The organism is Variibacter gotjawalensis, from assembly GCF_002355335.1.
Lineage (GTDB): Bacteria > Pseudomonadota > Alphaproteobacteria > Rhizobiales > Xanthobacteraceae > Variibacter > Variibacter gotjawalensis.
In genome coordinates, this window is sequence record NZ_AP014946.1 from 1,121,294 (window position 1) to 1,148,140 (window position 26,847).

At 60.8% G+C, this 26,847-nt stretch carries 28 protein-coding genes; 18 read left to right on the plus strand and 10 right to left on the minus strand.

The window, feature by feature from the left end; translation table 11 throughout:
* From GJW30_RS05345 to GJW30_RS05375, 7 genes are all read left to right on the plus strand, one after another.
* Entirely contained in the window at positions 1–885 is an 885-nt protein-coding gene (locus GJW30_RS05345; RefSeq protein WP_096352620.1) for a branched-chain amino acid ABC transporter permease, read from the plus strand.
* On the plus strand, positions 885–1,958 hold the full coding sequence (locus tag GJW30_RS05350) for a branched-chain amino acid ABC transporter permease (protein WP_096352623.1): 1,074 nt from the start codon (positions 885–887) through the stop codon (positions 1,956–1,958). The genes GJW30_RS05345 and GJW30_RS05350 overlap by 1 nt, the downstream gene beginning before the upstream one ends.
* A 4-nt stretch (positions 1,959–1,962) precedes the next feature.
* Positions 1,963–2,757, plus strand: coding sequence for an ABC transporter ATP-binding protein (locus GJW30_RS05355; RefSeq protein ID WP_096352625.1), 795 nt, complete (start codon positions 1,963–1,965; stop codon positions 2,755–2,757).
* A 53-nt stretch (positions 2,758–2,810) separates the two neighbouring features.
* On the plus strand, positions 2,811–4,064 hold the full coding sequence (locus GJW30_RS05360) for an ABC transporter substrate-binding protein (RefSeq protein ID WP_096352628.1): 1,254 nt from the start codon (positions 2,811–2,813) through the stop codon (positions 4,062–4,064).
* Positions 4,065–4,132: 68 nt separating this feature from the next.
* Positions 4,133–4,900 (plus strand): SDR family NAD(P)-dependent oxidoreductase, encoded by a 768-nt coding sequence (locus GJW30_RS05365; protein ID WP_096352631.1) that lies wholly within the window; start codon positions 4,133–4,135, stop codon positions 4,898–4,900.
* Positions 4,901–4,907: 7 nt separating this feature from the next.
* Positions 4,908–5,699 (plus strand): enoyl-CoA hydratase/isomerase family protein, encoded by a 792-nt coding sequence (locus GJW30_RS05370; protein WP_096352634.1) that lies wholly within the window; start codon positions 4,908–4,910, stop codon positions 5,697–5,699.
* Positions 5,700–5,790: 91 nt separating this feature from the next.
* Entirely contained in the window at positions 5,791–6,519 is a 729-nt protein-coding gene (locus tag GJW30_RS05375; RefSeq protein ID WP_130364759.1) for a histidine phosphatase family protein, read from the plus strand.
* 7 nt (positions 6,520–6,526) lie between these two features.
* Here GJW30_RS05375 and GJW30_RS05380 read toward each other — a convergent pair whose 3' ends face one another.
* Positions 6,527–7,186, minus strand: coding sequence for a DUF2306 domain-containing protein (locus tag GJW30_RS05380; RefSeq protein ID WP_096352640.1), 660 nt, complete (start codon positions 7,184–7,186; stop codon positions 6,527–6,529).
* 78 nt (positions 7,187–7,264) lie between these two features.
* Here GJW30_RS05380 and GJW30_RS05385 point away from each other — a divergent pair, with 78 nt between their 5' ends.
* From GJW30_RS05385 to terL, 6 genes are all read left to right on the plus strand, one after another.
* The gene (locus GJW30_RS05385; RefSeq protein WP_208408044.1) at positions 7,265–7,915 is read left to right on the plus strand and encodes a TetR/AcrR family transcriptional regulator; all 651 of its coding nucleotides are present in this window, start codon (positions 7,265–7,267) and stop codon (positions 7,913–7,915) included.
* Positions 7,916–8,315: 400 nt separating this feature from the next.
* Positions 8,316–9,104, plus strand: coding sequence for a hypothetical protein (locus GJW30_RS05390; protein ID WP_096352645.1), 789 nt, complete (start codon positions 8,316–8,318; stop codon positions 9,102–9,104).
* 46 nt (positions 9,105–9,150) lie between these two features.
* Complete coding sequence (locus GJW30_RS05395; protein WP_245408664.1) at positions 9,151–10,170, plus strand: site-specific DNA-methyltransferase; 1,020 nt, start codon at positions 9,151–9,153, stop codon at positions 10,168–10,170.
* The gene (locus GJW30_RS22960) at positions 10,131–10,598 is read left to right on the plus strand and encodes a DNA-methyltransferase (protein WP_245408665.1); all 468 of its coding nucleotides are present in this window, start codon (positions 10,131–10,133) and stop codon (positions 10,596–10,598) included. The genes GJW30_RS05395 and GJW30_RS22960 overlap by 40 nt, the downstream gene beginning before the upstream one ends.
* Positions 10,595–10,948 (plus strand): DUF5681 domain-containing protein, encoded by a 354-nt coding sequence (locus tag GJW30_RS05400; protein WP_096352648.1) that lies wholly within the window; start codon positions 10,595–10,597, stop codon positions 10,946–10,948. The genes GJW30_RS22960 and GJW30_RS05400 overlap by 4 nt, the downstream gene beginning before the upstream one ends.
* Positions 10,945–12,372, plus strand: coding sequence for a phage terminase large subunit (gene terL, locus GJW30_RS05405; protein ID WP_096352651.1), 1,428 nt, complete (start codon positions 10,945–10,947; stop codon positions 12,370–12,372). Before GJW30_RS05400 ends, terL begins: the two co-directional genes overlap by 4 nt.
* Before the next feature lie 180 nt (positions 12,373–12,552).
* On the opposite strand, the gene GJW30_RS05410 is transcribed toward terL, so the two are convergent.
* The 6 genes from GJW30_RS05410 to GJW30_RS05430 all read right to left on the minus strand — a co-directional run bounded on the left by GJW30_RS05410 (position 12,553) and on the right by GJW30_RS05430 (position 17,196).
* The gene (locus tag GJW30_RS05410) at positions 12,553–12,906 is read right to left on the minus strand and encodes a hypothetical protein (protein ID WP_096352654.1); all 354 of its coding nucleotides are present in this window, start codon (positions 12,904–12,906) and stop codon (positions 12,553–12,555) included.
* Between the two features lie 103 nt (positions 12,907–13,009).
* Positions 13,010–13,663 carry an SOS response-associated peptidase gene (locus tag GJW30_RS05415; RefSeq protein WP_096352656.1) on the minus strand — a complete coding sequence of 218 codons (654 nt, stop codon included), beginning with the start codon at positions 13,661–13,663 and terminating at the stop codon, positions 13,010–13,012.
* 6 nt (positions 13,664–13,669) lie between these two features.
* A complete protein-coding gene (locus GJW30_RS05420; protein ID WP_096352659.1) occupies positions 13,670–15,790 on the minus strand; it encodes an ATP-dependent helicase in 2,121 nt (706 codons plus the stop codon).
* Positions 15,791–15,912: 122 nt separating this feature from the next.
* Complete coding sequence (locus GJW30_RS22540; RefSeq protein ID WP_130364761.1) at positions 15,913–16,101, minus strand: hypothetical protein; 189 nt, start codon at positions 16,099–16,101, stop codon at positions 15,913–15,915.
* A gap of 258 nt (positions 16,102–16,359) precedes the next feature.
* Positions 16,360–16,713 (minus strand): ethanolamine utilization protein, encoded by a 354-nt coding sequence (locus GJW30_RS05425; RefSeq protein ID WP_096358670.1) that lies wholly within the window; start codon positions 16,711–16,713, stop codon positions 16,360–16,362.
* 123 nt (positions 16,714–16,836) lie between these two features.
* Positions 16,837–17,196 carry a DUF6321 domain-containing protein gene (locus GJW30_RS05430; RefSeq protein WP_096352662.1) on the minus strand — a complete coding sequence of 120 codons (360 nt, stop codon included), beginning with the start codon at positions 17,194–17,196 and terminating at the stop codon, positions 16,837–16,839.
* Positions 17,197–17,367: 171 nt separating this feature from the next.
* On the opposite strand from GJW30_RS05430, the gene paoA reads away from it, so the two are divergent.
* The 3 genes from paoA to paoC are packed head-to-tail and all read left to right on the plus strand — an operon-like array spanning position 17,368 to position 21,151.
* Positions 17,368–18,000: an aldehyde dehydrogenase iron-sulfur subunit PaoA gene (paoA, locus tag GJW30_RS05435; protein WP_096358671.1), complete on the plus strand. Its 633-nt coding sequence runs from the start codon at positions 17,368–17,370 to the stop codon at positions 17,998–18,000.
* Positions 17,997–18,938, plus strand: coding sequence for an FAD binding domain-containing protein (locus tag GJW30_RS05440; protein ID WP_096352665.1), 942 nt, complete (start codon positions 17,997–17,999; stop codon positions 18,936–18,938). The genes paoA and GJW30_RS05440 overlap by 4 nt, the downstream gene beginning before the upstream one ends.
* Positions 18,935–21,151, plus strand: coding sequence for an aldehyde oxidoreductase molybdenum-binding subunit PaoC (paoC, locus tag GJW30_RS05445; protein ID WP_096352668.1), 2,217 nt, complete (start codon positions 18,935–18,937; stop codon positions 21,149–21,151). Before GJW30_RS05440 ends, paoC begins: the two co-directional genes overlap by 4 nt.
* A gap of 173 nt (positions 21,152–21,324) precedes the next feature.
* Here the strand turns inward: paoC and GJW30_RS05450 are convergent, their stop codons facing one another.
* Together GJW30_RS05450 and GJW30_RS05455 are read right to left on the minus strand one after the other, a co-directional pair.
* A complete protein-coding gene (locus tag GJW30_RS05450) occupies positions 21,325–21,669 on the minus strand; it encodes a response regulator (protein ID WP_096352671.1) in 345 nt (114 codons plus the stop codon).
* An 84-nt stretch (positions 21,670–21,753) separates the two neighbouring features.
* A complete protein-coding gene (locus tag GJW30_RS05455) occupies positions 21,754–22,605 on the minus strand; it encodes an alpha/beta fold hydrolase (RefSeq protein ID WP_096352673.1) in 852 nt (283 codons plus the stop codon).
* A gap of 152 nt (positions 22,606–22,757) precedes the next feature.
* On the opposite strand from GJW30_RS05455, the gene GJW30_RS05460 reads away from it, so the two are divergent.
* Both GJW30_RS05460 and GJW30_RS05465 read left to right on the plus strand, forming a co-directional pair.
* Positions 22,758–23,039, plus strand: a complete 282-nt coding sequence (locus tag GJW30_RS05460; protein ID WP_096352676.1) for a hypothetical protein — start codon at positions 22,758–22,760, stop codon at positions 23,037–23,039.
* A 225-nt stretch (positions 23,040–23,264) separates the two neighbouring features.
* Complete coding sequence (locus tag GJW30_RS05465) at positions 23,265–24,338, plus strand: catalase family protein (RefSeq protein ID WP_096352679.1); 1,074 nt, start codon at positions 23,265–23,267, stop codon at positions 24,336–24,338.
* On the opposite strand, the gene GJW30_RS05470 is transcribed toward GJW30_RS05465, so the two are convergent.
* Positions 24,335–26,596, minus strand: coding sequence for an FdhF/YdeP family oxidoreductase (locus tag GJW30_RS05470; protein ID WP_096352682.1), 2,262 nt, complete (start codon positions 26,594–26,596; stop codon positions 24,335–24,337). The genes GJW30_RS05465 and GJW30_RS05470 overlap by 4 nt on opposite strands.
* Positions 26,597–26,847: the final 251 nt, after the last annotated feature.

The window sequence follows — 26,847 nt, forward strand, 5'->3', positions numbered from 1 at the left end:
ATGGATCTCAATCTCCTGCTCGAATCCGCCGTCAACGGCGCACTCGTCGGCTTGATGTATGCGCTGGTCGCGATCGGCATCGTGCTGATCTACAAATCGTCGTCGGTGCCGAACCTCGCGCAGGGCGCGATGGTGATGCTCGGCGCGTATATCGTGCTCGCTTATGCGGGGCTCGGCCTTCCGATTTGGGTTGCGATCCCACTCGCGATCATCACGATGTTCTTCGTCGGCATCGCGATCGAACGCTTCGCGCTGCGCCGCCTCGCTGGCCGCCCGATCGTGATGATCTTGATGATGACGCTCGGCCTCGACATTTTCCTGCGCGCCGGCGCGATGACGGTGTGGGGCGGCACGGCACGCCCGATCAATCTCGGCATCGACGACTCGCCGCTGTTTCTCGGCCCACTGTTGATCAACCGTGCTTACGCGGTCGGCGCCGGCATTGCGGTTGTGATGTTCGCGCTGTTCGTGCTCTTCTTCCGCACGCGCATCGGCACCGTGCTGCGCGCGATCTCGGACGACTATACGGCCGCATGGTCGGTCGGCATTTCAGTCGAGCGTGGCGTCGCGCTCTCGTGGGCCATGGCCGCCGTCGTTGCGACAATCGCGGGCGTCCTGTGGGGATCGGTGCAAGGCGTCGACCAATCACTCGCGTTGTTGCTGCTCAAATGCATCACGGTCGCGGTGCTCGGCGGCCTCGATAGTATCGGCGGCGCTCTGCTTGCCGGCATTCTGCTCGGCGTCGTCGAAGGTGTCGGCTCGGCTTATCTCGACCCGCTTGTCGGCGGCGCGAGCCGCGAACTCGTCGATGCCGCGATGCTGATCCTCACGATCCTGGTTCGCCCGCACGGCCTCTTCGGCCGGCATGACATCGAGCGCGTCTGATGCTGTTCCGCCAATCCGGCATCTATCACACGAACTACGCGGGCACGCGCGCGCTGTTTCCGATCCCGGCCGATCGCATCATGATCGGCAGCCTGCTCGCTTTCGCAATCGCGGCGCCATATCTCGTCAACTCGCTCTATCTTTCGAGCTTTATTCTACCGTGGCTGATCTGGACCGCCGCGACGCTCGGGCTCAATCTCATCATCGGTTGGGCGGGGCAGTTTCATCTAGGATACGCCGCCGTGATGGGCATCGGCGCTTATGCCACCGTGCATGCGACGCGTTTCGGCGTGCCGTGGGAAATCTCGATCATTCTCGGCGGGACAACTGCGGCTGTCATCGGCCTCGTCTTCGCCTTCGCGTCGCTGCGCGTCAAAGGGCTCTATCTCGCGCTGTCGACGCTCGCGTTGCAGTTCGTCATGGATTGGACGATCTCGCATGTGCCGGCGATCTCCGGCGGCACGCAGGCTACGCTGCAGGCGCCGGCGTTGCGCCTCCTTGGCTATCCGATCCGGAGTGACGTCGGGCAGTACTACGTCGCATTGGCGTGGTGTCTGCTCGTCACGCTTTTCATGCTGAACTTGCGGCGAACCGCGCTCGGCCGCGCGCTCGTCGCCGTGCGTGAGAAGGATTACGCGGCGGCCGTGATCGGCGTGAATAGCTTCCGCTTCAAGCTCATCGCGTTTGCGACGTCGTCGTTCATCGGCGGCGTCACCGGCGCGATCCTGATCTTTTGCTTCTATCATGCGGTGACGCCGGAGCAGTTTTCGGTCGACGTTTCGATCCAGGCGCTCGCGATGGTGATCGTCGGCGGCCTTGGCTCGATCATCGGCAGCTACTTTGGCGCAGCGTTCATTCTGCTGATGCCCGGCTTGATGAACTCTTTGATCGCATGGCTCGCCGCCAAATTTGGCTTCGCGCTCGGCATCGAGACGCTGGCACATCTGCCGCACGCGCTCTACGGCGTGTTGATCATCTTGTTCTTGCTGATCGAGCCGCTCGGTCTCGGCAAGATCTACAGCAATGTCCGCGACTACCTCCTCGTCTGGCCCTTCGGTTACGTGAAGAAGTAGCGCCATGGCCGACAATGTCCTCACACTTAACAACATCGAAGTCGTTTACGACTTCGTCTCGCTCGCGATCAAAGGTGTGTCGCTGCACGTGCCGCAAGGCGGCATGGTCGCGCTGCTCGGCGCCAACGGCGCCGGCAAGAGCACAACGCTTAAATCGATCAGCGGGCTGCTTGCGGCGGAGCGCGGTGAAGTGCGTCGCGGCGATGTGAGGTTTCTCGATCACGATCTGCGCGCGCTGCCGCCGCAGGAGCGCGTGCGCCTCGGTGTTGCGCATGTGCTAGAGGGCCGTCGGGTCTTCGAGCATTTGACGCCGGATGAAAATTTGATCGCCGCCTCCGCGATCCGCAGCCGGCACGATGTCGCGCGTAATAAGGAGCGCGTCTACACTTACTTCCCGCGCCTCTATGAACGCCGCACGTCTCAGGCCGGATATCTCTCGGGTGGTGAGCAACAGATGCTGGCCATCGGCCGCGCCTTGATGACGCAGCCAAAGCTGCTCATGCTCGACGAGCCGAGCCTCGGCCTCGCGCCGTTTCTCGTCGCGGAGATTTTCCAAATCATCCGCAGCATCAACAAGGAAGAGGGCCTTTCGGTCCTCCTCGTCGAGCAGAACGCGGTCGCGGCGCTCGAAATCGTCTCGCACGGCTATCTGATTGAGAGCGGCCGCATCGTCATGCATGATAGCGCCGAGGCGCTGAAGAAGAATCCCGACATCCAGGAGTTTTATCTGGGTGGGACCAAGGCGAAGAACTTCCACGACATCAAGCATTACCGCCGTCGCAAGCGGTGGTTGACCTGACGCAGCGAAACTAAAAACGAAACGATCGCGAACAATCGCGAGGGAGGAAGAGGATGAAACTCAAACTATCGACGCTCGCCGCTGCAGCGGCGCTGACGGCCGCCGGATTGATACCGGCCGCCGCGCAGGAGACCGTAAAGTTCGCACTCTGCTACGACATCACGAAGGTTTACTCCTTCGTGACGCCGCAAGTGGCGCAAGCCGCGCGCGACTACGCGACGCTGCTGAACACCAAGGGCGGCATCGAAGGCAAGCAGATCGAAGTGATCGTGCAGGATCACGGCAACGAGCCGCAGCGCGGCATCGAGTGCTACGAGAAGCTCAAGCGTGAAGGCGTCATGGTGTTCGACTTTCTGTCGACGCCGGTATCGCGCGCCGTGTTGCCGCGCATCACCAAGGACGGCAACATCATGATGCAATCGCTCGCCGGCCGCGGCGACGCGGTTGACGGCGAAGTGTTCAAGAACGTCTTCCCGGTCGGTCCGACCTATTGGGGGCAAGCCGCGAACGACGTCGAATACATCAAGATCAAGTCGGGCGGCAGCCTGAAGGGCAAGAAGATTGCCTTTCTCTATGTCGATTATCCGTTCGGCCAGGAGCCGATCGGCATCCTGAAGACGATTGCCGCGAAGGAAGGCTTCGATCTCCAGCTGTTCCCGTATCCGCTGCCGGGCAACGATCAGGCTTCGGCCTGGACGCAGATGCGCCGCTTTAATCCGGACTGGATCATCTCGTGGAGTCTCGCCAACATGCACGTCATCGCGTCGCGCGAGATGAAGCGTAACGGAATTCCGATCGACAAATACATCGCGGTGAATTGGTTCAACGAAGTCGACATCAAGAATATCGGGCCGGACGCCGCGAAGGGATTGAAGCGCGGCACCAACGTCGCCGGCGGACAAGGCCACCCGATCTTCCAAGAAATCATCAAAGAGGTTTACGACAAGGGCAAAGGCGCCGGCGATCGCAAGCATCTCGATGACGTTTACTACAACACTGGGCTCGCGATGTATGCGATCGCGTTCGAAGGCGCGCGCCTCGCGCTCAAGCAAGGCGGCTGGCCGTTGACGCCGGAAAAGATGAAGGCCGGCCTCGAGAGCATAAAAGACTTCGATGCCAACGGCTTGATGGCGCCGATGACCGTGACCGCGAAGGATCATGGTGGCGGTGGCAAGACCCGCATCGAGATGTGGGACGGCACCAAGTGGGTTCCGGAAACCCAGTGGATCGCCGGCTTCACGGACGAAGTGTGGAAGGTCGTGAAAGAACAGTCGGCCGAATACGCCAAGCAAGACGCCGCGAAGTAATCGCGAGTATCACGGAGGCCGCGCGACAAACGCGGCCTCTTTCTTTTGTACGATTGAAGGAATGTCCGATGACAAGGTTCGAAGGCAAAGTTGCGATCATCACGGGTGGCGCAGGCGGAATCGGTTCGGCGACATGCCGCCGTTTCGCGGCCGAAGGCGCGCGCGTTGCGGTGTGCGATCGCGACGAAGCCGGCGCGCGCAAGATTGCTGACGAGATCAAGACTGCGGGTGGCCAAGCCGAGGCGTTCGCCTGCGACATCACGGACCGCAAAGCCGTCGACGCCGCCGTCAAAGCTATCGAGTCTTCGCTCGGACCGACGTCGATCCTCGTCAACAATGCGGGCTTCGACATCTTCAAGCCGTTTCTCAAAACTGAGATGAGCGAGTGGGATCGTCTGATCGCGATCAATCTCTACGGTCCGCTCAATATGCATCATGCGGTGCTGCCCGGCATGGTCGAGCGGCGCTATGGCCGCGTTGTCAACATCGCGTCGGACGCTGCGCGCGTCGGCTCAACCGGCGAAGCCGTTTATGCGGCGTGCAAGTCGGCGATGCTCGGCTTCACCAAGACGCTGTCACGCGAACACGCACGTCACGGCATCACGCTCAACGTCGTCTGCCCGGGACCGACCGGTACGAATCTCTTCAACGAATTCCTGCAAGGCGCGGGCAACCCCGAGAAGCTGATGGAGTCGTTCCGCCGCGCGATCCCGCTCGGCCGCATCGGCGCGCCGGACGATCTGCCGGGCGCGATCGCATTCTTCGCCAGCGACGACGCGGCATATTGCACCGGCCAAGTCATCAGCGTGTCGGGTGGTCTCTCGATGGCCGGGTGAGGTTCGCATGTCCGATTATTCCACGCTCGAACTGACGATCGATGGCGGCATCGCGCGCCTTGTGCTCAATCAGCCCGAGCGCGGCAACCCGGTCGATGCGACGTCGAGCCGCGAATTGAAAGAAGTCGCGATCACACTGAGCGAGAACGACAACGTGCGCGTCGTGTTGCTCACCGCGCGCGGCCGCGCTTTCAGCGTCGGCGGTGACATCAAGACATTCGCGAAAGACCGCGCGGCACTGTCGACCATCGTCAAAGCGTGGACGGCGGATTTTCATTCCGCCATCGTGCGGCTGATGCGCATGCGCGCGCCGGTCATCGCGGCTGTGCACGGCGCGGTCGGCGGCGGCAGCGTCTCGTTCGTCGCGGCATGCGATCTCGTCTACGCGGCACGCAACGTGAAGTTCGGCTCCGGTTTCGCGCAAATCGGTTTCAGCCCGGATAGCGGCTCGACCGTCACGTTGACGCAGCGCATGGGCCTTTCGCGCGCGAAGCGCTTCCTGATGTTGTCGGAAGTTCTGAGTGCCGAAGAGGCCGCAAAGGCCGGGCTCGTCGATGTCGTCACCGACGAAGCGGCGTTGATGCAGGATGCCGAAGCCGCCGCGCAGGTATTGGCGAAAGCTGCGCCACTCGCCATCGGCGGCATCAAGCAACTGATGCTGCGTACGCGCGTACAAGGCGTCGAGGCGCAGATGGAAGACGAAGCGCAGACTCTTGCCGGCATCGCGCGCTCGGACGACGCGTGGGAAGGCATCAACGCATTCCTGCAGCGGCGGAAGCCGGAATTCCGCGGCAAGTAGCCTTCGTTTTATGACGGTCGGCCTTGGTCCCTCTTAAGCCGTCGTTAGCAAGAAACGGTTTTAATCCTTAGCGAAATCTTGAGGGCATCACATGCTGCGCAGGTCGTTCGCTAAGCTTCTCTTGGCCACCATGGCGATAGGCAGCTTCATTTCCGCTGCCGCCGCAACGCCTGAACAAATCATAATCCTGCGGCATGGCGAGAAGCAGGACGCTTATCGGCTCTGCCAAGTCGGCGTTCAGCGCTCGTTGGCTCTGGCAGCGCAGTATCTCGGCAAGGGCGCCGAGCAATCGCTATTCAGCGGTGGCAGTAAGCCCGATGCGTTTATCGCAATTACGCTGCACACGCTCGAACTCGTTAGCCCATCGGCGCGCAGTTGGAACATGCCGGTCATCTTGTATTCGGTGCTACCAATGCGCGGACAAACGGCCGCGCAGACGACCGCGATCCTCAATCAGCGAACGCAGGAAGCAGTCCGCGATGTCCTGGCCAACCCAGCCTGGGACGGAAAGACGGTCGTCATGGTCTGGGAACATCACCACATCGCCGATCTGGCCTTGGAGAAACAGTTCCCTAACGACAAGATCACGCTGCGCCAGCTGTTTAACCTCGACGTCAATACGACGCTGCCCGAGACGTGGAGCGGCGACAATTTCGACTATTTTTGGATCGTCAACTTTGCCAAGGGTTCGAATCGCCCCACGAGCGTTGAAGTGCGCAAGCAAGTCTTCACCGGCTCTTTTGCGTCCGTTCCGTCTAACGATTGGGCGAAGCCACCGACCTATCCGGCTAACAGCAAATGTGAAGTGAACAGCAACTAGCGCGCCGTTACGGCTTCGCAGCGGTTCGGCGCGATTGCGCTCGTAGGTTCTTGAACCAATCGCTCAGTAAAAGCTCCGCTATCAATACATTTGGTACCCAGCAGGCGAATGAGATAACTCGGTATCCGGTCTCGAACGACACTGGCAATAGCTCGAGCGACGGGATGTAGACGCGGAGCGTCAACGCCGCGCAGGTGAGAGCGAACGACCGGATCATCCACGCTTGGTGCTGAACAAAACGCCTTTCGACAGCGGCGCGCCATGCAATCACGGTCGACACCGTCCATGCGACCGCGAGGAGTCCGAACCCAAGCACCGATACCGGACCAGTGCTCGCGCCCAATGCGAGCACCAAGCCCGTGACACCGCCTGCGATACAACAAACAACGTAGATGCGCCCCAACCAGCGATGCAGCTTGGGCCGCGTCGCGCGCAAACGCGACACAAACTGAATTGGTCCGACGAGCAGAGCCGTTGCGGCGCTGGCGGCGTGCAGCACGAGCCACGGATGTTTGAACTTGTTCGCTGCAATCGCGGGGGGCACTGGCCCGAAGTCGATCAGGTAGCGATACGACGCAATCGCGACAGCGGAAGACATCAAAGCAAGCATGATCCATCCGATGGATACGGCCGGCCGTGCGACAACGAGGCGTCCTACAGAATTCATCACAACACTCCGTGAAGAATGTACTATAGTAATACATTCTCGGCAGAGTGTCGAATCGAGTTCGTGAAGGCCGAACCAGTGCAGGTGCTGACCGGAACGGTGGAGCCCGCGCAGCCGGTTGCCTGCCTGCTAAGCGGTGCTTACGATGACTGCGTGAAACAGCGAACTGCAACGAAACGCGCGAGCGACTATCATCACGGCGATCTGCGCAAGGCATTGCTCGATCTTGCGCTCGCGCAGATTGACCAAGCCGGAACCAACGTTGTCAGTTTGGCGGCGCTGGCGCGTGAACTCGGCGTCTCGCAATCTGCCCCGTACCGGCACTTCGGCGACAAGGATCAGCTGCTGGCCGCGGTCGCGAGCGAAAGCTTTCGGATATTCATCGACGCGCTGAGGAAATCGACACGAGGGGTGACCGGAAAAGCCGCCACTCTTGCGATCGCCAAAGCCTACATCCAGTTCAGCACGACGCGCCCAGGGCTATACGACCTGATGTTCGCATCGGGTCTGGTAGGTGCGGCGGCGGAGGATGATACCGTAAAGATTGCTGCGCGCGAAAGCTTTGGTGTTCTGGCTGACGCTCTGACGCTGGGGCCCAATCGCGAACTCAGAGCTTTGCGGATTTGGATCGGCCTGCACGGCACCGTGATGCTCAATCGGGAGGGGCTTCTGAAGCCGGACTACTTCAAAGTCTCGATCGACGAGCTGGTTGAAAGCATCCTTGCTTAGGTCGACTTTCAAGCCTCGAATGATTGGTGGTGCACGCACCAGAACGCCAACGCGTCTCTGCGGGCTCGGCCCTGGTTTTCAGGGAAAATACAGGCCTCGATCCAGAAAATTGGCTTTTAAGCTGCGGGTCGACGCAGCAAGCTGCCGGAAAATCGACAGAATTTCGCTTAAGCACGTGCAATCGGAACAGGACCGCGAACGGCGCTAACAGGATGTTATCAAGACAGATCGCTGCGATGCGCACTCGGCACTCTGCGCTTGCTTCCCCCGATCCCCCGGTGCGGCGATCGCACCGTAGCGAGTTATCCCCCGTTCGCTTCGTGATGAGGAGCAATCGCTGCTTGATCGAGCGATGCGCGAATGATGAAACGATCGAGCCGAGTTGCCGGGGTAAGCTGCGATGCAACGTGCCGCGCCAACATTCGATGACGAGCCGCTGAACCTGGCTTCACGCGACGGTAGCAGGCAACTGCGTCTTCATGCTTGCCGAGCGACCGGGGTAGCCGATGCGATTTCGCTACTCGAACTTGCGGTGAAGGCGACTAGCGCTCGCTCTTTCTCGGGTGACCGATTTTCCATCACGATGCGACAGACGTTTTTATCCGACAGGACCTCGTACGCCTTCACGGTACTGACAGAGGCTGACAGCGATGGTTTGCGTCTGGGCGTGTATGGCGAGCTAACGGAAGTGGAGGGCTCGATCGACGGAGAGCGCGTAGCGCTCGATCCATTGTCGTTGGACGGCCAGACCTGCGATGCAAGCGGAACGGTTGTCATGCCGGGCGGCTCTATCGTTCGCGGCATTACGTTCGCGAGGCGGTTGTCGCCGAATAACGATTTGACGGATGAGGAGCGAAAGATTCTGTCGCTCGTCGTCGCGTTCGTTGATCCTGACAACCGCTATGGTCTCTGGCGATTGCTTGTCAGCGACACTGGCATTCAAAGCAAGCTGCCAGAAGCACTTGAGAAGGCTACCGTCTTCGATTTCGCGCATGTTGGCGCTCTCAAGCTGCCATCATTGAAAGAACTTCACTGGCGCGTGCGCGAGCACATGCCAGCGATCAGCGCTTCCAAGGTCCAGCGTGCCCTGGAACGCGCCGGAATACGGAGACCACGCTCGGGACCCCGCTCGCGGCGTGGACCGCGCTCTGCCACAATTGCCTGCGTGAACGACTTGATGCGCGAATAGAATTTCTGATTATTGATATGGGCTCCGTTCTCACAGGAGCCTCATCATGAAGATGAAAATTAGCAAGCCTGCACGCGGCAAAACCCATGCTGCGCCCGATGCAGACGAAAGCGACGATCAGTCGCCAACGCTGAAGCAGCGTCGCATCGACCGCAAGCTCGAGAAGAACTATCACCAAATTGAGTATGTCTCGCCGTCGCGATTGACGCCAAACGCTCGCAATCCGCGCACGCAAAGCGCGGCGCAGATCAAGAAGCTAGAAGCAGTTGTCAAACGTCTGGGCTTCAACGAGCCGATCATTGTCGATGAGAATGGCAATGTCATGAGCGGGAACGCCCGACTGCAGGCAGCAAAAAACCTAGGCCTCAAGTCGATCCCAACTGTGCGCATCGATCACCTGACTGCGACTGAGAAGCGCATTTACGTTCTTGCAGCCAACCGCATCGCAGTCGACGCCGGCTGGGATTGGGAGATGCTTGCTTGGGAGCTCGACGAACTCGCCATTGAAGTCGAGGGGACGGATCTCGACCTATCGCTTACAGGTTTTGACATTGCGGAGATCGACGACGTAGTCGCCTCGCATTCGAATGGCGGTAGCGGCGCTGCCGACGACGAGGTTCCGGAGAAGGACGATCTGCCCATTTCGGCGATTGGGCAAGTCTGGACGCTTGGCAAGCACCGCTTGCTGGTCGGCGATGCACGCGATCCTGCTTCTTACGTCCGTTTGATGAGAGGGGCTCTGGCGCGCGTCGTCGTCAGCGATCCGCCCTACAACGTCCGCATCGGCACCTTTGCGCGTCGCAACTCGCAGCACCGCGAGTTCGCGATGGCCTCCGGCGAGATGTCGGAGGCCGAATTCGCGGCTTTCTTGCGCACGGCGCTGACGCAGGTCTCCTCGACGCTGGCTGACGGCGGCTTGGCTTATTTGTTTATGGACTGGCGCCATTCGGCGTTGCTTGAGCGCATCGGACGTGAGGTGATCGGGACGTTCAAAAACCCTGCGTCTGGGTCAAGTCGAATGCCGGCATGGGGACCTTCTATCGTTCCCAGCACGAATTGGTATTGATCTTCAAGAAGGGCACAGCCTCGCACACGAACACGTTCGAGCTCGGTCAACATGGCCGCTCGCGCACGAACGTCTGGCGCTACGCCGGCGTCAATGCTTTTAAGAGCGAACGGCGCGAAGAACTCGACCTGCATCCAACCGTCAAACCTGTCGAGATGATCGCGGATGTTCTGCTCGACTGCACGGCGCGAGGTGAAGCGGTGCTCGATCCGTTCGTCGGCTCCGGAACGACCATCATCGCCGCCGAAAAGACCGGGCGACGCGCCTACGCGATAGAAATCGATCCGCAGTATGCCGACGTGATTATCCGCCGCTGGCAAGCCTACACGGGCCGCGATGCCATTCTGGAGACGACCGGCGAGACCTTCGGCGCAGTCGAGAAACAAGCGATCGACGCGGCCGCCAAGTCGCTGGAGGATGCGTCATGAGCGAGGCCTCAAACCGCACCCGTTTCAAACCTGGTCAAAGCGGCAACCCAACCGGGCGTCCGAAGGGCGCTCTCGGCTTTGCGGCAATCGTCAAGAAGCTTCTGCACGGCAAGATCACCATCACAGAGAACGGCCGGCGCAAGAAGATATCGCGCGCAGAAGCGCTAGCTCACAGCATCATCAAGAAGGCTTTTAGCGGTGACATGAAGGCGTTGGCCTTTCTCGCGAACTTCCAGGAGCGCCATGATCCTCCCGACCACCCATCAGAGAAGGTCCCCGTTGTTGAGGAGGATCTCAAGATCATCGCCGGCTTCTTGAAGCGGATGGGCGGTGAAGGCGGCAAGCAATGATCGATAAACGCCTTCTTCGCCAAGGCGATGTCCAGGCGATTTTACGCACCGACTTTATTTCGTTCGTCGAGAAGGTCTTCTACACACTCAATCCAGGTGTCGTCCTTCAAGCCAATTGGCATCTCGACGCGATCTGTTATGCGCTGATGGGCCTGATCGATGGCGACAACAATCGCCTTGTCATCAACGCGCCGCCGCGATCGCTCAAATCAGTCATTGCATCGGTCGCACTCCCAGCTTTTCTGCTTGGTCGCGACCCGACGGTTCAGATCATCTGCGTAAGTTATAGTAGCGAACTCGCGCATAAATTCTCCAACGACTTCCGGCGTATCGTCACGAGTCGTTGGTACCGCGACCTTTTTCCGCTGTTTCTGATTTCTTCGTTCAAGAACACTGAGGCAGAGGTTGCAACGACGCAGGGCGGAGGTCGTCTTTCCGTCTCGGTCGGCGGCACGATCACGGGGCGGGGCGCCGACGTTATTGCTGTTGACGACTCGATGAAGCCAGAAGATGCGCTTTCGGAGAAAACGCGGGAGAGCGTCAATCGCTGGTTCGCCAGCACATTGCTGTCGCGACTTAATAACAAGAAGACCGGCAAGATCGTCCTGATCGGACAACGCATCCATCAAGACGATCTCAGCGGGAAGCTTATTGCGGAAGGAGTCCCGGCCCTCATCCTGCCGGCGATCGCAATGGCGGAAGAGACGATCCCAATTGGTAAACGCCGTTACCATCATCGCTACATCGGCGACCTGCTGCACCCCGAGCGAGAGTCGAAGATCGAGCTCGACACGCTCCGCCGTAGCATGGGCACCGACATCTTCGCGGCGCAATATCAACAGGAGCCGGTGCCGCCAGGCGGCAACATGATCAAGCGCTCGTGGATTAAGCGCTATCATCTTGATGATATCGATGGCGAAGAGGGAACGATCATCCAAAGCTGGGACACGGCGTCAAAAGCCGGTGGTCAGAACGACTACTCGGTTTGTACAACGTGGTTTGTCGCTGACAATGGGCACTACTATCTGCTGCACGTCTTTCGCGACCGGCTCAACTATCCGGAGCTGAAAGCGCGCGCGATCAAGCTGTTCAACAACTGGCCAGGAATAAGTAGCGTAATGATCGAAGACGCGGGTGTCGGCACGGCTCTCGTTCCGGAGCTATGTGAACACGGTATTCCGGCGATTGCGGTCAAGTCCGATCGCGACAAGGTGACAAGAATGTCGGTTCAGACTGGGAAGATCGAGGCAGGCTTCATTCATTTTCCCGAAAACGAGTCATGGCTCGCCGATTTGGAAGCCGAACTGTTCGCGTTTCCGAACTCTCGCCATGATGATCAAGTCGACAGCGTTAGCCAGGCGCTGGGGCATGTCATCTGGCGTCCGATGTGGAACGAAAAGAACGTCGGAACCTTCCCCTATTGAGCCCCGCGCTGCACTAAGAATGGCTCGCCTCACCGCAATCTGAAAAGAAGAGTCACGCATTCCGGCCACGCGCGGTTCATGCGGCCTTCTTGATTAGCCAATCGTAGAGGCCGGCTCTCACGACCGCGCCCGCAAGTGTCTCGCGGGTCCACAAGTGAACATCGTCGCGCTCCGGAGCGGTCAGTGAGCCATCAGGACTGTGGCCTGCGTGTCTCGGTTCACTTCAGTCGCGCCGGCTACGACGGACGTCTCGATCGCAATCTGACACTTGTCCTTTTCGACAGCCGAAATGCGGGCCGTGTGCTCGGTAACGCCCGCGACCGGCGTTTTTAGCCTCATTGACGCTTCGAGCGAATAGGCCCTGTCGAAAATCCGTTTGAGCACGCTGGCCTGATACATCTCGTTCTCCGGCATCTGGGTGCCATCCTTCGCGCCATAGACGATCATGATGGCATCGGCTGCGACGTCTGCGGAAGCAACGGGTGGGCTTGCCATCAACGCAAGCATGGCGGCGGCAGTCACAAGAGATTTCATAGCGCAAGGTCCTGGCGGGATGTGCCGGCGCGAATGGCATTTCGCCGAGCGCCTGTAAACGTCGCTCGCGCATCATCCGCAATTTGCTTGGCACCCGCACGGACTATTGCGAGTCTTCTTTCTCGCCCGTCATGACGATCCGCAGAACACCGGGCGCGAGCGGGCGCTGCAGCTCGAGCGCGTCGTTGATCTCGGCCTCAAGCCACGCGTCGATCTCGTCTTCGTCCTGCAGGATTACCGGCATCGCCTTGGCGTGAATCGGGCGGACGTCGTCGTTCGGCTCGCAGGTGAGGAATGAGTAGAGCAGGTGGTCGCCCTCGATGGGCGCCTTCTTACTTCCCTGCGCGCCGGTCCACGGCCGCCAGATGCCTGCGAAGGCGAATAGCGGCCGCTCGGGCGACATCGCGAACCAATGCGGCGTCTTCTTCTTTGTCACCAGATCGGGCTCGTCCTGGTATTCGCAGAACGACGTCACCGGCACGATGCAACGATGCGCAGTGTCGAGCCATGGCCGCCAGTGGCCGGACGCGATGTTGCGGACGTTGGTGACCGGCAGGCGGCCCGCATTCGGCGGTGGCGGGAAGCCCCAGCGCATCATGGTGAGTTCGCGCCCGCCGGGCGTGTTGCGCACGACCGGCGCCATCATGTCCGGGAAGATGCCCGGCATCGGCGGCAGATTGCCGGAGCGATCGTACATGGCTTTGGCGAATTCGCGGATCGCCTGCTGGCTCTTCGTCATCGCGTAGGCGTTGCACATCGCGCTCTAACCCCACATGCCGCGCAGCTTGCCGCGCACGTCGAGCGGGCTGATCGGACGGCGGAGAGAAGCATTTGCCTGCGCGGCGGGCCACGACCGGCTCTGAAAATGATGCGTCAGCGCATTTGGAATGAAGCGCGTTCGCTGCGCGTAAATGTGCCGGTCGCCCATGCTGCGTTGGCCATGCACGTAGAAGCGTTGCGGCAGCATCAGATGCAGTTGATCCTTCGCGCGTGTCATCGCGACATAGAGGAGGCGCCGCTCCTCGTCGATCTCGGCCGTGGTGCCGACGCCGAGGTCGGACGGAATGCAGCCGTCGACCGCGTTCAACACGAAGACCGAGTCCCACTCCTGGCCCTTGGCCGAATGGATCGTCGACAGGATCAGATAATCCTCATCGAGCAGCGGTGGCCCGGCCTGATCGCTCGTTGCGTCGGGCGGATCGAGCGTCAACTCGGTGAGAAAGCGTTCGCGCGTCGGGTAGCTTGATGCGATCTGGGCAAGCTGCGCGATGTCGCCTTCGCGTTGCGGCGCATCGTCGAAGCGGTGCTGCATCAGCGGCACATACCAGCGGCTGGCTAGGTCGAGATCGGCCGGCCATCCGGCTTTGCCGAGATGCAACGCTTTAATCGTCGCGCAAAAATCAATCCAATGCTCGGCTGCTGCGGTCGGCGGTCGAAACGCATTGAGGCCGCGGATCGGCCGTGCGCCGCCTTCGATCGCATCGAGAAGCTTTGCGGCCATGCCGGGCCCGAAGCCCGGCAGCAGCTGCGCAACGCGGAACCCCGCCACACGGTCACGCAGATTCTGCGACCAGCGGAGCAGGGCGAGCAGATCCTTGATATGCGCGGATTCGAGAAACTTGAGACCGCCGAATTTGACAAACGGAATATTGCGCCGGGTGAGCTCGACTTCGAGCGTCGCGCTATGGCTGGACGTGCGGAACAGCACCGCTTGCGCTTTCAGGCGAAGCCCGGCCTCGCGATTGGCGAGGACGCAGTCCGCGACGTAACCGGCCTGCGCGTTGTCGTCGGCGACGGACACCAGTGCCGGCAAATCGCCGGACGCGCGGTTTGACCATAGGTTCTTGGTGAAACGCTCCGACGCAAGATCGATCACCGCGTTGGCGGCGGCGAGGATCGGCTGCGTCGAGCGATAATTCTGCTCGAGCGTGATCAACGCGGCGGGCGGCGAGAAGTGCGCCGGGAAATCCAAAATATTGCGAACCGTTGCGGCGCGAAACGAGTAAATCGATTGGGCATCGTCGCCGACCACCGTCAAGCCTTGCCCGGTCGGTTTGAAGTTGAGCAGGATCGACGATTGAAGACGGTTCGTGTCCTGATACTCGTCGACCATCACGTGATCGAACCGATCCGACAATTGTCCCGCCAGCGCCGGCTCCATCATCATATGCGCCCAGTAGAGCAGGAGATCGTCGTAATCGAGGACGTTCTGCTTCTGCTTCGTCGCGACATAGGCCGCGAAGAGGCTCTGCAGTTCGCTCTCCCATTCGGCGCACCAGGGAAAGAACGTGCCGAGCACCTCGCCGAGGGGCGACGTCGCGTTGACGGCGCGCGAGTAGATCGAGAGGCAGGTATGCTTGGTCGGAAATCGCTTCACGGTTTTTGAGAAGCCGAGATCGTGGCGGACGAGATTCATGAGATCGGCGGAATCTTCCCGATCATGAATCGTGAAATCGACATCGATGCCGAGATCGGTCGCATATTCGCGCAGCAGGCGTGCACCTATCGCGTGGAATGTGCCCGACCAGGCGAGAGCATCCGTCATCGCACCGGCGGCGGGGCCGAGGACTTTGGCCGTGATGCGTTCGACGCGCCGCTGCATCTCGGTTGCCGCGCGCCGCGAAAAGGTGAGCAGCATCATGCGCCGCGGATCGGCACCCGACACGATCAGATGCGCGACACGATGCGCCAGCGTGTTGGTCTTGCCGGAACCCGCGCCCGCGATGATGAGCAGCGGCGGGTCGAAGACGCCGCTGCCGTGCTCGCCGGCGCCTCCGTATTCGACCGCATGCCGTTGTGCCGGGTTGAGGCCGGCCAGATACGCCGGAGCGGCCTTCGGCTCCCGAATACCGGCGTTTCCGTCGATTGTTGCAGATTCCCCCATGGGAAGTACAAAGCAGGAACGCTCGTAAAAGTCGAGGCGCTTTGCGACGGCATGCCGCCGCCGCTGCCAAATCAGGCGGGAGTGGCACCGCTGAGAAGTCTACGTGCCATTGAACGAAGGAATCACGTTTTGTGGTGGTGAAGCACGGCGATGCGACGCTCGCCATGCCAAACTTCGACGTCTTGGCCGTTGACCAGCAGACGTGCCTTAGCAACTGCTTCTTCGTCGCTGTCGGCGTCTAGAATGTCGGCCGGCCGGGTGATGCGCGATGTGGACGCATCTATGTGGTAGGCGCGGTAAACATTCGGCACATGCCGCTCCTGCGAGGGTCGGTTGGCGTTTTGCCGACGCCTTCACTGTGCCTCGGATCGCGGCCTGCGTACAGCGCTACCAATATCGTGGTCCCATGGCGCAAAAAAAGCGCTCGCAGCCGAGGAGGGGAAGCTGCGAGGGCTTTTTTGACCGGCCACGGGAATTTCGGGGCGGGCGATGCCGCTCGGACTAGCTCTTGAACGCCGATCCAAGGTCCAGGTTCCGCTTCACGATTGAGAGCGGACGCAGCAATCCGTTTAGGCTTGGCCCGGCTCCTGCCAGTGCGGATAAGTGACATAAGCCGTGATGGCACCTTCGTTGTAAGACGTGATGGTGACTTTTTCGCCCTTCGGCATGTAAATCATCTCGCCGGGCCCGGCCGTCAGCACGCCTTCGCGCGTCGACACCGAAAGGCAGCCTTCAAGAACGATCATCACGTCGTCAACGGCCAGCGTCTCATCAATGCTTTGATTGGGCTCATAGCGCCCATAACCGATCGTAATCGGGCCGCCGTGCCGCTGATCGATGACGTTGCCGGCGAAGACGCCGGCGTCTGTTCCAGGCGAACGCTCGAAAGTAGCGTCTGCCATGGCAATCTTGCGCACAGTCATCATCTCTCCCTCGTTGACCAATAACGACCCTGCGATGTCGGTTTGGACAGGCGAGCTCTCGCGATAGTTCAAGAATTTAGCGACGGCCGAGTGACCGATGAAGTGCCCGACCAAGACCGTATTTTACGACCGACGTTTGGCCTTCTCGCGCTTATAACGGGCCAACAATCGCCTGCCTTTATCGGCAATCCTGCGTGCGGCAGCCTCTGTTTTCGGGACGGGCTCACCCCAGGCGTGCGCGCTGAGCGCGTGCCGCGTCGGGCTTCCGTCCTTCTTGCGCAACGGCGGCAACGGCGTCCGGCCATAGAAGCGGACCGCCCAGCTGCCTTTTCGGCGCATCTCGTCGGGCGTCATGTCGGCGATCTTTTTCTTGACCCCGGGTTTGAGATGCGCCCCCTGCTTTTTTTCGAAGGCACGCCGGCCTGCAGCCGTCAGTCCGCCTTTCGGATTCTTCGTCGTTGTCTTCTTCTTCGGGTTGGGCATAGCGATCTCCTCTGGCTGAAACCGACGCCGATGCGCCAAGTTCCGCCGGATGGCAGCAGACATCCCATTCCCGTCTCCTACGATCTGCCATCGCGGCTGCTGTATGCGTCACGGAACAAACGTCTGCCTCGTCTCGTTCACAGTTGAACCAATCTAATCCAGGTGTGGACGATGACGCACGATGTCACGCGCCGCAGCATTCTCGGCGGGAGCGCCGCAGTCTGCTTAGTGGTGCCCGCAGGCGCTGACGCGCAGAGCAGCGCGCAAAAAAAATCGAGCAAGGCGAATGGGTCGAAAAACGTCAGCGTTCAGCTAATCGTGAACGGAGAGCCGCGATCGCTCGCGGTCGATCCGCGTACCACTCTGCTCGACGCGCTACGTGAGCACCTTCAACTTACGGGGACGAAGAAGGGCTGCGACCAGGGGCAGTGCGGTGCCTGCACCGTGATGGTCGACGGGCGGCGGATCAACAGTTGTCTGACACTTGCCGTCATGCACGACGGCGAATCCGTTACGACCATTGAGGGGCTCGGCGAAGCCACACATCTGCATCCGATGCAGGCCGCCTTCGTCAAGCACGACGGCTATCAATGTGGGTACTGCACACCGGGGCAGATCTGCTCGTCCGTTGCGATGCTGCGCGAAATTGAAGACGGCGTGCCGAGCCATGTCACGCAGGATCTATCGCGTGTGACGTTTTCCGACACCGAAGTGCGCGAACGCATGAGCGGCAATATCTGCCGCTGTGCCGCTTACGCCAACATCGTCGCGGCCATTCGCGACGTTGCGGAGGGCCAGTCATGAGGCCGTTCGAATATCACCGCGCCGGCGAAATCGCCGATGCGCTCATGCAGGGCGGCGCCGCCAACACGCGCTATATCGCGGGCGGAACGAACCTGCTCGATCTGATGAAGTTGCAGATCGAGCGGCCGGAAAAGCTGGTCGACATCAATCGGCTGGGGCTTGATAAGATCGAAGATACGGCAGCGGGCGGTCTGCGGATCGGAGCGCTCGTGCGCAATACCGATCTGGCGGCACATCAGCGCGTTCGAACCGACTACGAAGTGCTCAGTCGGGCGCTGCTCGCAGGTGCATCCGGGCAGTTACGCAACAAAGCGACGACGGCGGGAAACCTACTGCAGCGGACGCGCTGTCCGTATTTCTACGACACCGCTCAAGCCTGCAACAAGCGCAAGCCCGGCAGTGGTTGCACGGCGCTCAAAGGTTTCAGCCGTGCGCTTGGCATCGTCGGCGTAAGCGACCAATGCATCGCGACTCATCCTTCCGACATGGCGGTCGCGATGCGCGTCCTCGACGCCGAGATCGAAGCGGTGTCGTCGAACGGGAGCAAACGAACGATACCGATCGCGGACCTGCACCGGCTACCCGGCGCAACGCCGCAGCGGGAGAATACGTTGAGCCCCGGCGAATTGATCACCGCCGTCACGTTGCCGAAGCCCGTTACGGGCAAGCACGTTTATCGCAAAGTGCGCGACCGATCTTCGTATGCCTTCGCCCTCGTCTCGGTCGCTGCCGTTTTCGGCGCCGACGGACAATCGCGCTTCGCATTCGGCGGCATAGCCCCTAAACCCTGGCGCGTTGCCGGCGCAGACAAAGCGCGCAATGCCGACGCCGTCGCGGAAGCCGCGCTGCAGGGCGCCACAGTCACCAAAGACAATGCGTTCAAGAAGGCGCTGGTCGCCAAAACGCTCAACTCTGTGTTCGCAGGAGCGCGTCAATGAAGTTCGAACAACGCGCAACGCAGAATCCGATTGATCGCGGCCGCGTCGTCGGTCTCCCGCTCGATCGCATCGACGGCCCGGCGAAAGTGTCGGGTGCGGCGCGCTACGCCTATGAGCATCATCAGGCGGCACCGAACGCCGCCTATGGCTGGATTCTTGGGGCCTCGATCCCCAAAGGTCGCATCGCGACGATTGATACGTCGGAGGCAGAAAGTGCCGAAGGTGTGCTCGCCGTCATCACGCACAAGAATTCCGGAGCGCTCGGGAAGGGCGAGAAGAACACGGCGACATTGCTCGGCGGGCCGAAGATCGAACACTATCATCAGGCCGTCGCCTGCGTCGTTGCCGAGACGCTGGAGCAGGCGCGTGACGCCGCACACCTGATCCGCATTCGTTACACTGCCGAGAAGGGCCGCTACGATCTCGCCGAGCAAAAAGAGCAGGCCGCGGAGCCGCCGCCGATCCAGGGCAAGATGCCGGCCGATACGGCAGTCGGAGATTTCGCGGCGAGCTTTGCGAACGCACCCGTCAAGATCGATCACACCTACACGACACCGGACCAAAGCCACATGCCGATGGAGCCGTTCGCGACTACCGCCGCGTGGTCGGGCGACAAGCTCACGCTCTGGACCGCGAACCAGATGGTCGCCTGGGGCGTCAAAGACCTCGCACTCACGCTCAAGATCAAGCCGGAGAACATTCGGCTGATGTCGCCGTATGTCGGCGGTGGCTTCGGCTCGAAGCTGTTTCTGCGTGCGGACGCGGTGCTCGCCGCGCTTGGTGCCAAAGCGGCAGGCCGCCCCGTCAAGGTCGCGATGGCTCGCGATTTGATGGCGAACAACAGCGTGCATCGTCCCGCCACGATCCAGCGCATCCGCATCGGCGCTGATCGCGAAGGGAAAATCTCGGCCATCGGCCATGAGGTTTGGTCCGGCAATCTGCAGGGCGGTGCGCCGGAGGCGGCTGCATTGCAGACGCGGCTTCTCTATGCGGGCGATCATCGCATGACCTCGCATCGTCTCGCGGTTCTGGATTTGCCGGAAGGCAATGCGATGCGCGCGCCGGGTGAAGCCGTCGGCATGCTGGCGCTCGAAGTCGCGATGGATGAGCTTGCCGAACAGCTGCGGATGGATCCGATCGAGCTGCGTTTGCGCAACGATATTCAACACAATCCAGAAACCGGCGAAGAGAATCCTTATTCGACACGCCAACTCGTCGAATGTCTCAGAGAGGGTGCGACCCGTTTCGGTTGGGATCGGCGCTCGGCACAGACCGGCGCAAGACGCGATGGACAATGGCTCATCGGCATGGGCGTTGCGGCCGCGTTCCGCAACAGCCCGGTCATGAAATCCGCCGCTAAGGTGAGCGTCGACATGATGGGCCGCGTCACCGTGCACACCGACATGACAGATATCGGCACCGGCAGCTACACGATCATCGCACAGACAGCCGCCGAAATGTTGGGCGTGCCGATCGACCGCGTGACCGTGAAGCTCGGCGACAGTACCTTTCCGGTTTCGGCCGGCTCCGGTGGCCAGTGGGGCGCGAACAGTTCGACATCGGGCGTCTATGCGGCCTGCATGGCGCTACGCGAAAAGCTGACGCAGAACGCGGGTTTCAACGCGCAGGATGACATTGTCTTCGAGGACGGGCAGATCAAGTCTTCGGGTCGCTCCGTGTCATTGGCGAAAGCCGCCGGCCCGAAGGGTGCTGAAGCCGAAGATGCGATCGAGTTCGGCGAGATCAACAAGAAATTCGTTCAGGCCGCGTTCGGCGCGCATTTCGTTGAAGCAGCCGTCGAAGCCTATACGGGCGAAATTCGCGTGCGCAGAATGCTCGGCGTCTTTGCGGCGGGACGCGTGCTCAATCCGAAGACGGCGCGCAGTCAGATGATCGGCGCGATGACGATGGGCGTCGGCGCGGCGCTGATGGAAGAGCTGGTCGTCGATACGCAACAGGGCTTCTTCGCCAATCACGATCTTGCCGAATATGCCGTCCCGGTCAGCGCCGACATCCCAGACCAGGATGTGGTTTTCCTCGACGAGATCGACGACACGTCATCGCCGATGAAGGCGAAGGGCCTCGGCGAACTCGGCATCTGCGGCGCCGGCGCTGCTATCTCGAACGCGGTCTACAATGCGACAGGCATCCGCATCCGTGACTATCCGCTCACGATCGACAAGCTAATCGGCGCTGGGACGGCCTCGCTGTAGGCGATTGCCGCGGGCCTTGGTCTCGGTCTCGATATAGTTGCCGAGCGAGCCAAGGCGCATCCGGGCGCGATCGACGTGGCGTCTGATCGAACCGCTACGATGTTCACCTTTAGCATGCCGATCAAGCCGGGGAACTGAGACTGCGCGGCTTTGCTGTGAGAGGCGACGCAAGCTCAGCGGAGAGCGTAAACCACCGTTTCAAGCCGATATGGCTTCGGCAAGAAGGTCGCATCGGCCGGTAGGTTATCTGCTGACGGCCGATGCTTGCCGCTGGCGACCAAGATGCGGATCGGCGCCCAGCGTTCGCGAACACGCTTAGCAAGGCGCAAGCCGTCCATCGAGCCCGGCATGTCGATATCCGTCACCAGGGCGTCGATGTCGCTACGCGATTCCAGAATTTCGATCGCTTCGTCGGCGTTGAACGCTACCAGCGTCACGAAACCAGAATCATCGAGATGATCTTGCAGGGCCATATTGATTAGGAAATCGTCTTCGACGATGAGAACGCACTGCGCCATTTCGTTCCTCAATCGGAAACAAGCAGGCCATACTTAAAACGTTCCGCAAATAGCGTGGTCGCCGGGCGCCGCACAGATGAACTGCTAGCGCGGCGCGCGGGAGGCCGTCAAAGATGTTCGGATCAAAGCGGCAGTCTCGTTCGGCTTTTCTTCCGGAAAGAAGTGCCCGGCTTCGATCGCCTGGCCTTGAACGCCGTCAGCCCAACGGCGCCAGAGACCGAGCGGACCTCCCGCATCAGCGTACCAATGCGCGAGGCCGCCGGTCGCACTCCACAGCGCAAGAAGCGGGCAGGCGATCGTCTTTCGCCGATCTGCTTCGTCTTGTTCGCGATCGATCGACGCTGCGGCGCGGTACTCTTCGCAGATAGCGTGAACATGCGCGGGATCGGTCAGGGCCGCCACATAGGCGGCGCGCACATCGTCCGAGAAGGTGCGCGGAGGCGAGCCCCATTGGCTGAGGGCATTGTCGACGATGGCGTCCGGCGCGCCGAGGATCAGCCTCTCCGGCAAAGGCGCGGGCTGCGCCAGCAGCGAGAACGGCCAGAAACTCAGCGCCAAGCGTTCGTCCGCGCGCTCCCACACATCGAGCGTCGGTATCACGTCGAGCACGACCGCATGCGTGACCGCGCCGGGATGGTCGAGCGCCATGCGGTAGGCAACGCGCCCGCCGCGATCGTGACCGACCACGGCAAAACGCGGTAGACCGAGTCTCTGCATCGCATCGACGAGCGTCGCGGCCATTGCGCGCTTCGACATCGCGGAATGGTCAGCGGAGTGAACCGGACAATCGCTGGCGCCGTAGCCGGGGAGGTCGGCGGCAACAACCGTGAAGTCCCGACAGAGCAGCGGCGCGATATCGCGCCACATCAGGCTCGTCTGCGGAAAGCCGTGCAGCAGCAGAATGGCCGGCCCGCGCCCACCGATGCGAACGAACATTGCTCCGGAGGGCGTGCGGACATGCCGTTCGCTCAGCCCTGCGATGGATGGAGGAGACGGCGACATCATCGCGATCAACGCACGAAGGCCGTGCGAAGCTCCCACGCCATGCTTCGGCGGAACTGTCGAAGGGCTGACCGCATTGCATCCATATGACGAAGGTATCTGAGATTGCGGTCGTATTGGCCGTATCGCTCGCCGCATGCGGCATTGTGTCGGCGCAGACCCGGCAAACCGAGCCGTCCGCGCCGCGCAACGTCAACCCGACGACGGGCCAAACCGTGCCGAGTCCGCAGGCATCGCCGCCGCCCGATAACCGATCACCCTCAGATGCTCGTTCGCGCGATACGGGCGGTACCAGCGGTCCGACCGGCCAAACCGTCCCGAACACCGGAACGCCGAAGATTACCGACGAACCCAGCACGCGCCGCTAAGCCAGTTTTCCCACCGCGGAGATGCGTTGAGGTTTGAAGAGCGAAGCGATGCCAACAAACAAATCACACCCGCCGCGAGCGCCGGACAAAATGAAGCCGACCGCGAGCGCGTTCACGGCGTCGACATCAGCATGAAAGTATAACGGACAACCCGAAGCCCCGCCTCACACGCCGGAACAACGCGGCAGCCGTTTCGTTCTCCATCGAACCTGGAGTTACTCGAAAATGCCGCTGCCCCAACCCATTCCGTTCAAGCCTGAGGTCGAGCAAATCCTTCCTGACGAGCAAACTACAATCGCGGGGCTGAACGAAGCGTTCGACCAAATTCTCGAAACGACGGCGCGAAACTATAAGCACGCCGTTCGCGCCGTTCATGCGAAATCTCATGGCGTGCTGGTGGCGACATTTACGGTCAATCCGAACCTTCCCGACCATCTCGCTCAAGGCATGTTCGCCTCGCCCGCAACCTATGAAGCCTATGTACGGCTTTCGACGAATGCGGGCGATATCCTGCCGGACGTAGTCTCATTGCCGCGCGGGATGGCGATTAAAGTTGTCGGCGTCCGGGGGCCGCGCCTCTCGGATGCGGAAGGTCAATCGCAGGACTTTGTGTTGGTGAATGGACCGGTTTTCCAGGCTCCGAACGCCGAAAAGTTTCTCGGCAAGCTTAAGCTTCTAGCCAAAACAACCGACAAGATGGAAAGCGGCAAGGTTGCTTTGTCTTCGGTGCTCAGAGGCGTGAACAAAGCGCTCACAGCTGTCGGCATCGAGAGCGTCGCCATCAACGCGATGGGCGGCGCGCCGAATGTCGATCCGCTCGGCGAAACTTACTTCAGCGTAACGCCGTTCCGTTACGGCGACTTCGTCGCAAAGTTCCGATTGGTACCGGCGAGCGCCGATCTTAAGGACCGCAGCGGCGTCGAAATCGACGCGTCGGACAATGAAAACGCGATACGCGACACTGTTCGTGCCGAAGTCGCGACGATCAACGGCCGCTGGAATTTCCAGGTCCAGCTTTGTCGCGATATCGAAAAGCAGCCGATCGAAGATCCGACTGTTGAATGGAAAGAGGACGAAGCGCCGTTCGAGACCGTTGCGACGCTTTCGATCGCGGCGCAGGATTCGTGGTCGGCGTACAACGTCCGCAACATCGATGAGGCGATGCGATTCAGCGTGTGGACCGGCATCGAAGCGCATCAGCCGCTCGGAAACATCAACCGCGCGCGCAAAGCGACCTATCGGCACTCTTCGGACTTTCGCCAGGCAACCAACGGATGCCCGATCCATGAGCCGCGCTAGACGACCACGCGGATCGGTATCGATTTTGCCGCCGGCGTCTTCGATTGCTCCTCGTGATGCTGTAGCGGAAGCAGCACGTTGAGTTCGGGATAATATCCGGCGCAATCGCCGCGCGGGATGTCGTATCGAACGACGCGGAGCCCGGGCACACGTCGGACGATGTCGTCATCTGAGACCGTTTCGATTGTCACGGTCTCGCCGTCGGCGACGCCGATACGGCGCATGTCATCGTCGTTCATAAACAGTACCATGCGTGTGCCGGACACGCCGCGAAACCGGTCATCATAGCCGTAGACTGTCGTGTTGAACTGATCGTTGGATCGCAACGTCATCAAGTTGAGAGTTGAAGCGTTGTGGGTGATGTCGGGATCCATCTCGATACTTTTCGGCACAATGAAATTTGCCTTCCGGTTCTTCGTCTCCCACACACGCTCGCGTGCGGCCAACGGCTTCGACAGCCCGCCGGGTTTGCGAAACTCCGCATTGAAGTTTTTGAACTTGTCCGGGTAGGTGCGCTCGATCGCGTCGCGGACCTTTGCGTAGTCGCCGACCCATTCGTCCCAAGGGACGAGGCGATTGTCCGGCAGAGTTGCCTTGGCGATCTCTGCAACAATCCATGGCTCCGACCTTGCAAGCGCGCTGACCACTGATGCGTTGCCGAGCGATGCGTGAAACCGCGATGTGGAATCCTCGACGGACATGTACTGCCGGCCGCTCTGCTGATCGTCGCGCTCCAGTCGGCCGAGACACGGCAAGAGAAACGACGCTTCGCCCGGAAAAAGATGCGAACGATTGAGCTTCGTCGCGATATGCACCGTGAGATCGAGCTTCGGCCACGCAGCTTCCATGCGGGCCGTATCCGGGACGGCGCGGAGGAAGTTGCCGCCCAGGCCGAGAAACGCCCGCACGGACCCGTCGAGGACGCCTTCGCATGCTTCGACCGTATTGAGGCCTTTATCGCGCGGCGGTTCAAACCCGTAGAGTTCGCTCAGCTTGTCGAGCGGCACCAGTTCCGGCTTCTCTGTGATGCCGACGGTACGCTGGCCCTGCACGTTGGAATGTCCGCGCACCGGACAGATACCGGCGCCGGGGCGGCCCATATTTCCGCGCAGGAGCAAAAGAGCAACCAGCATATTGATCGTCTCGGCGCCGCGCCGATGCTGTGTGATGCCCATGCCGTAGATCGCAATTGTACTTTTGGCACGCGCATAGACTTCGGCGACACCACGCAACGCATCTTGCGATAACCCCGAGCGGCTTTCGATATTCGCCCACGGAGTTCCGGTGCAAAACGCGCGCAAAGCCTCAAAGCCAGCGGTGTGCTGCGCGATGAACGCGCTATCCAAGAACCGCCCGTCGCGCAGATCGATATCAAACAGGGCCTTGCAGACACCGGTGATGGCTGCAAGATCGCCGCCGGCCCGCACCTGATGATACTGCGTCGAAATCTCGGTTGCGAGCCCAGTCAGCATCTGTGCCGGGCTCTGCGGATTGATGAAGCGTTCCAGACCGCGCTCGCGCAGGGGATTGAACGTAATGATCTCAGCGCCGCGTTGCCGCGCCGTCTGCAGCTCGTGCAACATCCGCGGCGCGTTCGAGCCAACATTCTGGCCGAAGAACAGGATGAGATCGGTCGCGGCGAAATCTTCAAGCCGGACGGTGCCGACCGGAACGCCGATCGACTGCGGCAGCGCGACGGACGTCGGCTCGTGGCACATGTTCGAGCTGTCCGGCAGATTGTTGTGCCCGTAGAGCCGCGCGAACAGCGCATACATGTAGGACGTCTCGAGCGAAGCGCGCCCCGACGCGTAAAAGACGCAGGCCTTCGGATCGGTCGCGAGAAGTTTTGTCCCGATTTCGCGAGTGGCATCCTCCCAGGATGTCGGCAGATATTTATCGCTGGCGCGATCATAGCGGCGCGGCTGGGTCAGGCGTCCCGCGCGCTCGAGATCGAAATCAGACCAGGAACGAAGATCACGAACCGTATGTGCGTCGAAGAATGCGCCGTCGGCGCGGCTCGCCGTGCGCTCCCAGATCGTTGCCTTTGCGCCGTTTTCGCAGAACTCCGCGATATGCGGGTTTGCCGGTTTCGCCCACGCGCAGGAGACGCATGCGAACCCATCGGGTTTATTCTGGCGGGCGAGCTGTGCCGCCTCGCCGGGCGAAACGTTATCTCGCCAAAGGTGTCGAGCAATCGATTTGAGCGATCCCCATCCACCCGCCGGCGAGCCGTATCGGCTGATCTTAGGCTCGGGCATTCCAATCTTTCACATCTGAAGGATGACACACTCAAACGTTCAGGCGGCCAAACGTGTTCCTTTCCGCGCGAGGACTACGGCGCTCAATTTAAATCTGATCCGCGCGAGGACTACGACGCTCAATTCAAATCTGAGCGTTTTCTTGCGAAATCGCGTTGGCTGGGATGTGAGGTCGAATAGCAACGGAACTTGAACGGCCACAATGAACTTAGCCCAGTCTCTGATCACAGCTTGTCAAGGCGCTACGCTCG

Excerpts from the sequence above, each read along its gene's own strand:
- GJW30_RS05395 (WP_245408664.1), top strand. The coding sequence starts at position 9,151 with ATGAAGATGAAAATTAGCAAGCCTGCACGCGGCAAAACCCATGCTGCG.
- GJW30_RS05370 (WP_096352634.1), top strand. The coding sequence starts at position 4,908 with ATGTCCGATTATTCCACGCTCGAACTGACGATCGATGGCGGCATCGCG.
- GJW30_RS05455 (WP_096352673.1), bottom strand. The coding sequence starts at position 22,605 with ATGTTCGTTCGCATCGGTGGGCGCGGGCCGGCCATTCTGCTGCTGCAC.
- GJW30_RS05375 (WP_130364759.1), top strand. The coding sequence starts at position 5,791 with ATGCTGCGCAGGTCGTTCGCTAAGCTTCTCTTGGCCACCATGGCGATA.
- GJW30_RS05450 (WP_096352671.1), bottom strand. The coding sequence starts at position 21,669 with ATGGCGCAGTGCGTTCTCATCGTCGAAGACGATTTCCTAATCAATATG.
- GJW30_RS05380 (WP_096352640.1), bottom strand. The coding sequence starts at position 7,186 with ATGAATTCTGTAGGACGCCTCGTTGTCGCACGGCCGGCCGTATCCATC.
- GJW30_RS05425 (WP_096358670.1), bottom strand. The coding sequence starts at position 16,713 with ATGACTGTGCGCAAGATTGCCATGGCAGACGCTACTTTCGAGCGTTCG.
- GJW30_RS05430 (WP_096352662.1), bottom strand. The coding sequence starts at position 17,196 with ATGCCCAACCCGAAGAAGAAGACAACGACGAAGAATCCGAAAGGCGGA.
- GJW30_RS05440 (WP_096352665.1), top strand. The coding sequence starts at position 17,997 with ATGAGGCCGTTCGAATATCACCGCGCCGGCGAAATCGCCGATGCGCTC.
- GJW30_RS05460 (WP_096352676.1), top strand. The coding sequence starts at position 22,758 with ATGACGAAGGTATCTGAGATTGCGGTCGTATTGGCCGTATCGCTCGCC.
- paoC (WP_096352668.1), top strand. The coding sequence starts at position 18,935 with ATGAAGTTCGAACAACGCGCAACGCAGAATCCGATTGATCGCGGCCGC.
- GJW30_RS05415 (WP_096352656.1), bottom strand. The coding sequence starts at position 13,663 with ATGTGCAACGCCTACGCGATGACGAAGAGCCAGCAGGCGATCCGCGAA.
- GJW30_RS05360 (WP_096352628.1), top strand. The coding sequence starts at position 2,811 with ATGAAACTCAAACTATCGACGCTCGCCGCTGCAGCGGCGCTGACGGCC.
- GJW30_RS05470 (WP_096352682.1), bottom strand. The coding sequence starts at position 26,596 with ATGCCCGAGCCTAAGATCAGCCGATACGGCTCGCCGGCGGGTGGATGG.
- GJW30_RS05400 (WP_096352648.1), top strand. The coding sequence starts at position 10,595 with ATGAGCGAGGCCTCAAACCGCACCCGTTTCAAACCTGGTCAAAGCGGC.
- terL (WP_096352651.1), top strand. The coding sequence starts at position 10,945 with ATGATCGATAAACGCCTTCTTCGCCAAGGCGATGTCCAGGCGATTTTA.
- GJW30_RS05355 (WP_096352625.1), top strand. The coding sequence starts at position 1,963 with ATGGCCGACAATGTCCTCACACTTAACAACATCGAAGTCGTTTACGAC.
- GJW30_RS05350 (WP_096352623.1), top strand. The coding sequence starts at position 885 with ATGCTGTTCCGCCAATCCGGCATCTATCACACGAACTACGCGGGCACG.
- GJW30_RS05390 (WP_096352645.1), top strand. The coding sequence starts at position 8,316 with ATGCAACGTGCCGCGCCAACATTCGATGACGAGCCGCTGAACCTGGCT.
- GJW30_RS05410 (WP_096352654.1), bottom strand. The coding sequence starts at position 12,906 with ATGAAATCTCTTGTGACTGCCGCCGCCATGCTTGCGTTGATGGCAAGC.
- GJW30_RS05420 (WP_096352659.1), bottom strand. The coding sequence starts at position 15,790 with ATGGGGGAATCTGCAACAATCGACGGAAACGCCGGTATTCGGGAGCCG.
- GJW30_RS05365 (WP_096352631.1), top strand. The coding sequence starts at position 4,133 with ATGACAAGGTTCGAAGGCAAAGTTGCGATCATCACGGGTGGCGCAGGC.
- GJW30_RS05345 (WP_096352620.1), top strand. The coding sequence starts at position 1 with ATGGATCTCAATCTCCTGCTCGAATCCGCCGTCAACGGCGCACTCGTC.
- GJW30_RS05465 (WP_096352679.1), top strand. The coding sequence starts at position 23,265 with ATGCCGCTGCCCCAACCCATTCCGTTCAAGCCTGAGGTCGAGCAAATC.
- paoA (WP_096358671.1), top strand. The coding sequence starts at position 17,368 with ATGACGCACGATGTCACGCGCCGCAGCATTCTCGGCGGGAGCGCCGCA.
- GJW30_RS22960 (WP_245408665.1), top strand. The coding sequence starts at position 10,131 with ATGGGGACCTTCTATCGTTCCCAGCACGAATTGGTATTGATCTTCAAG.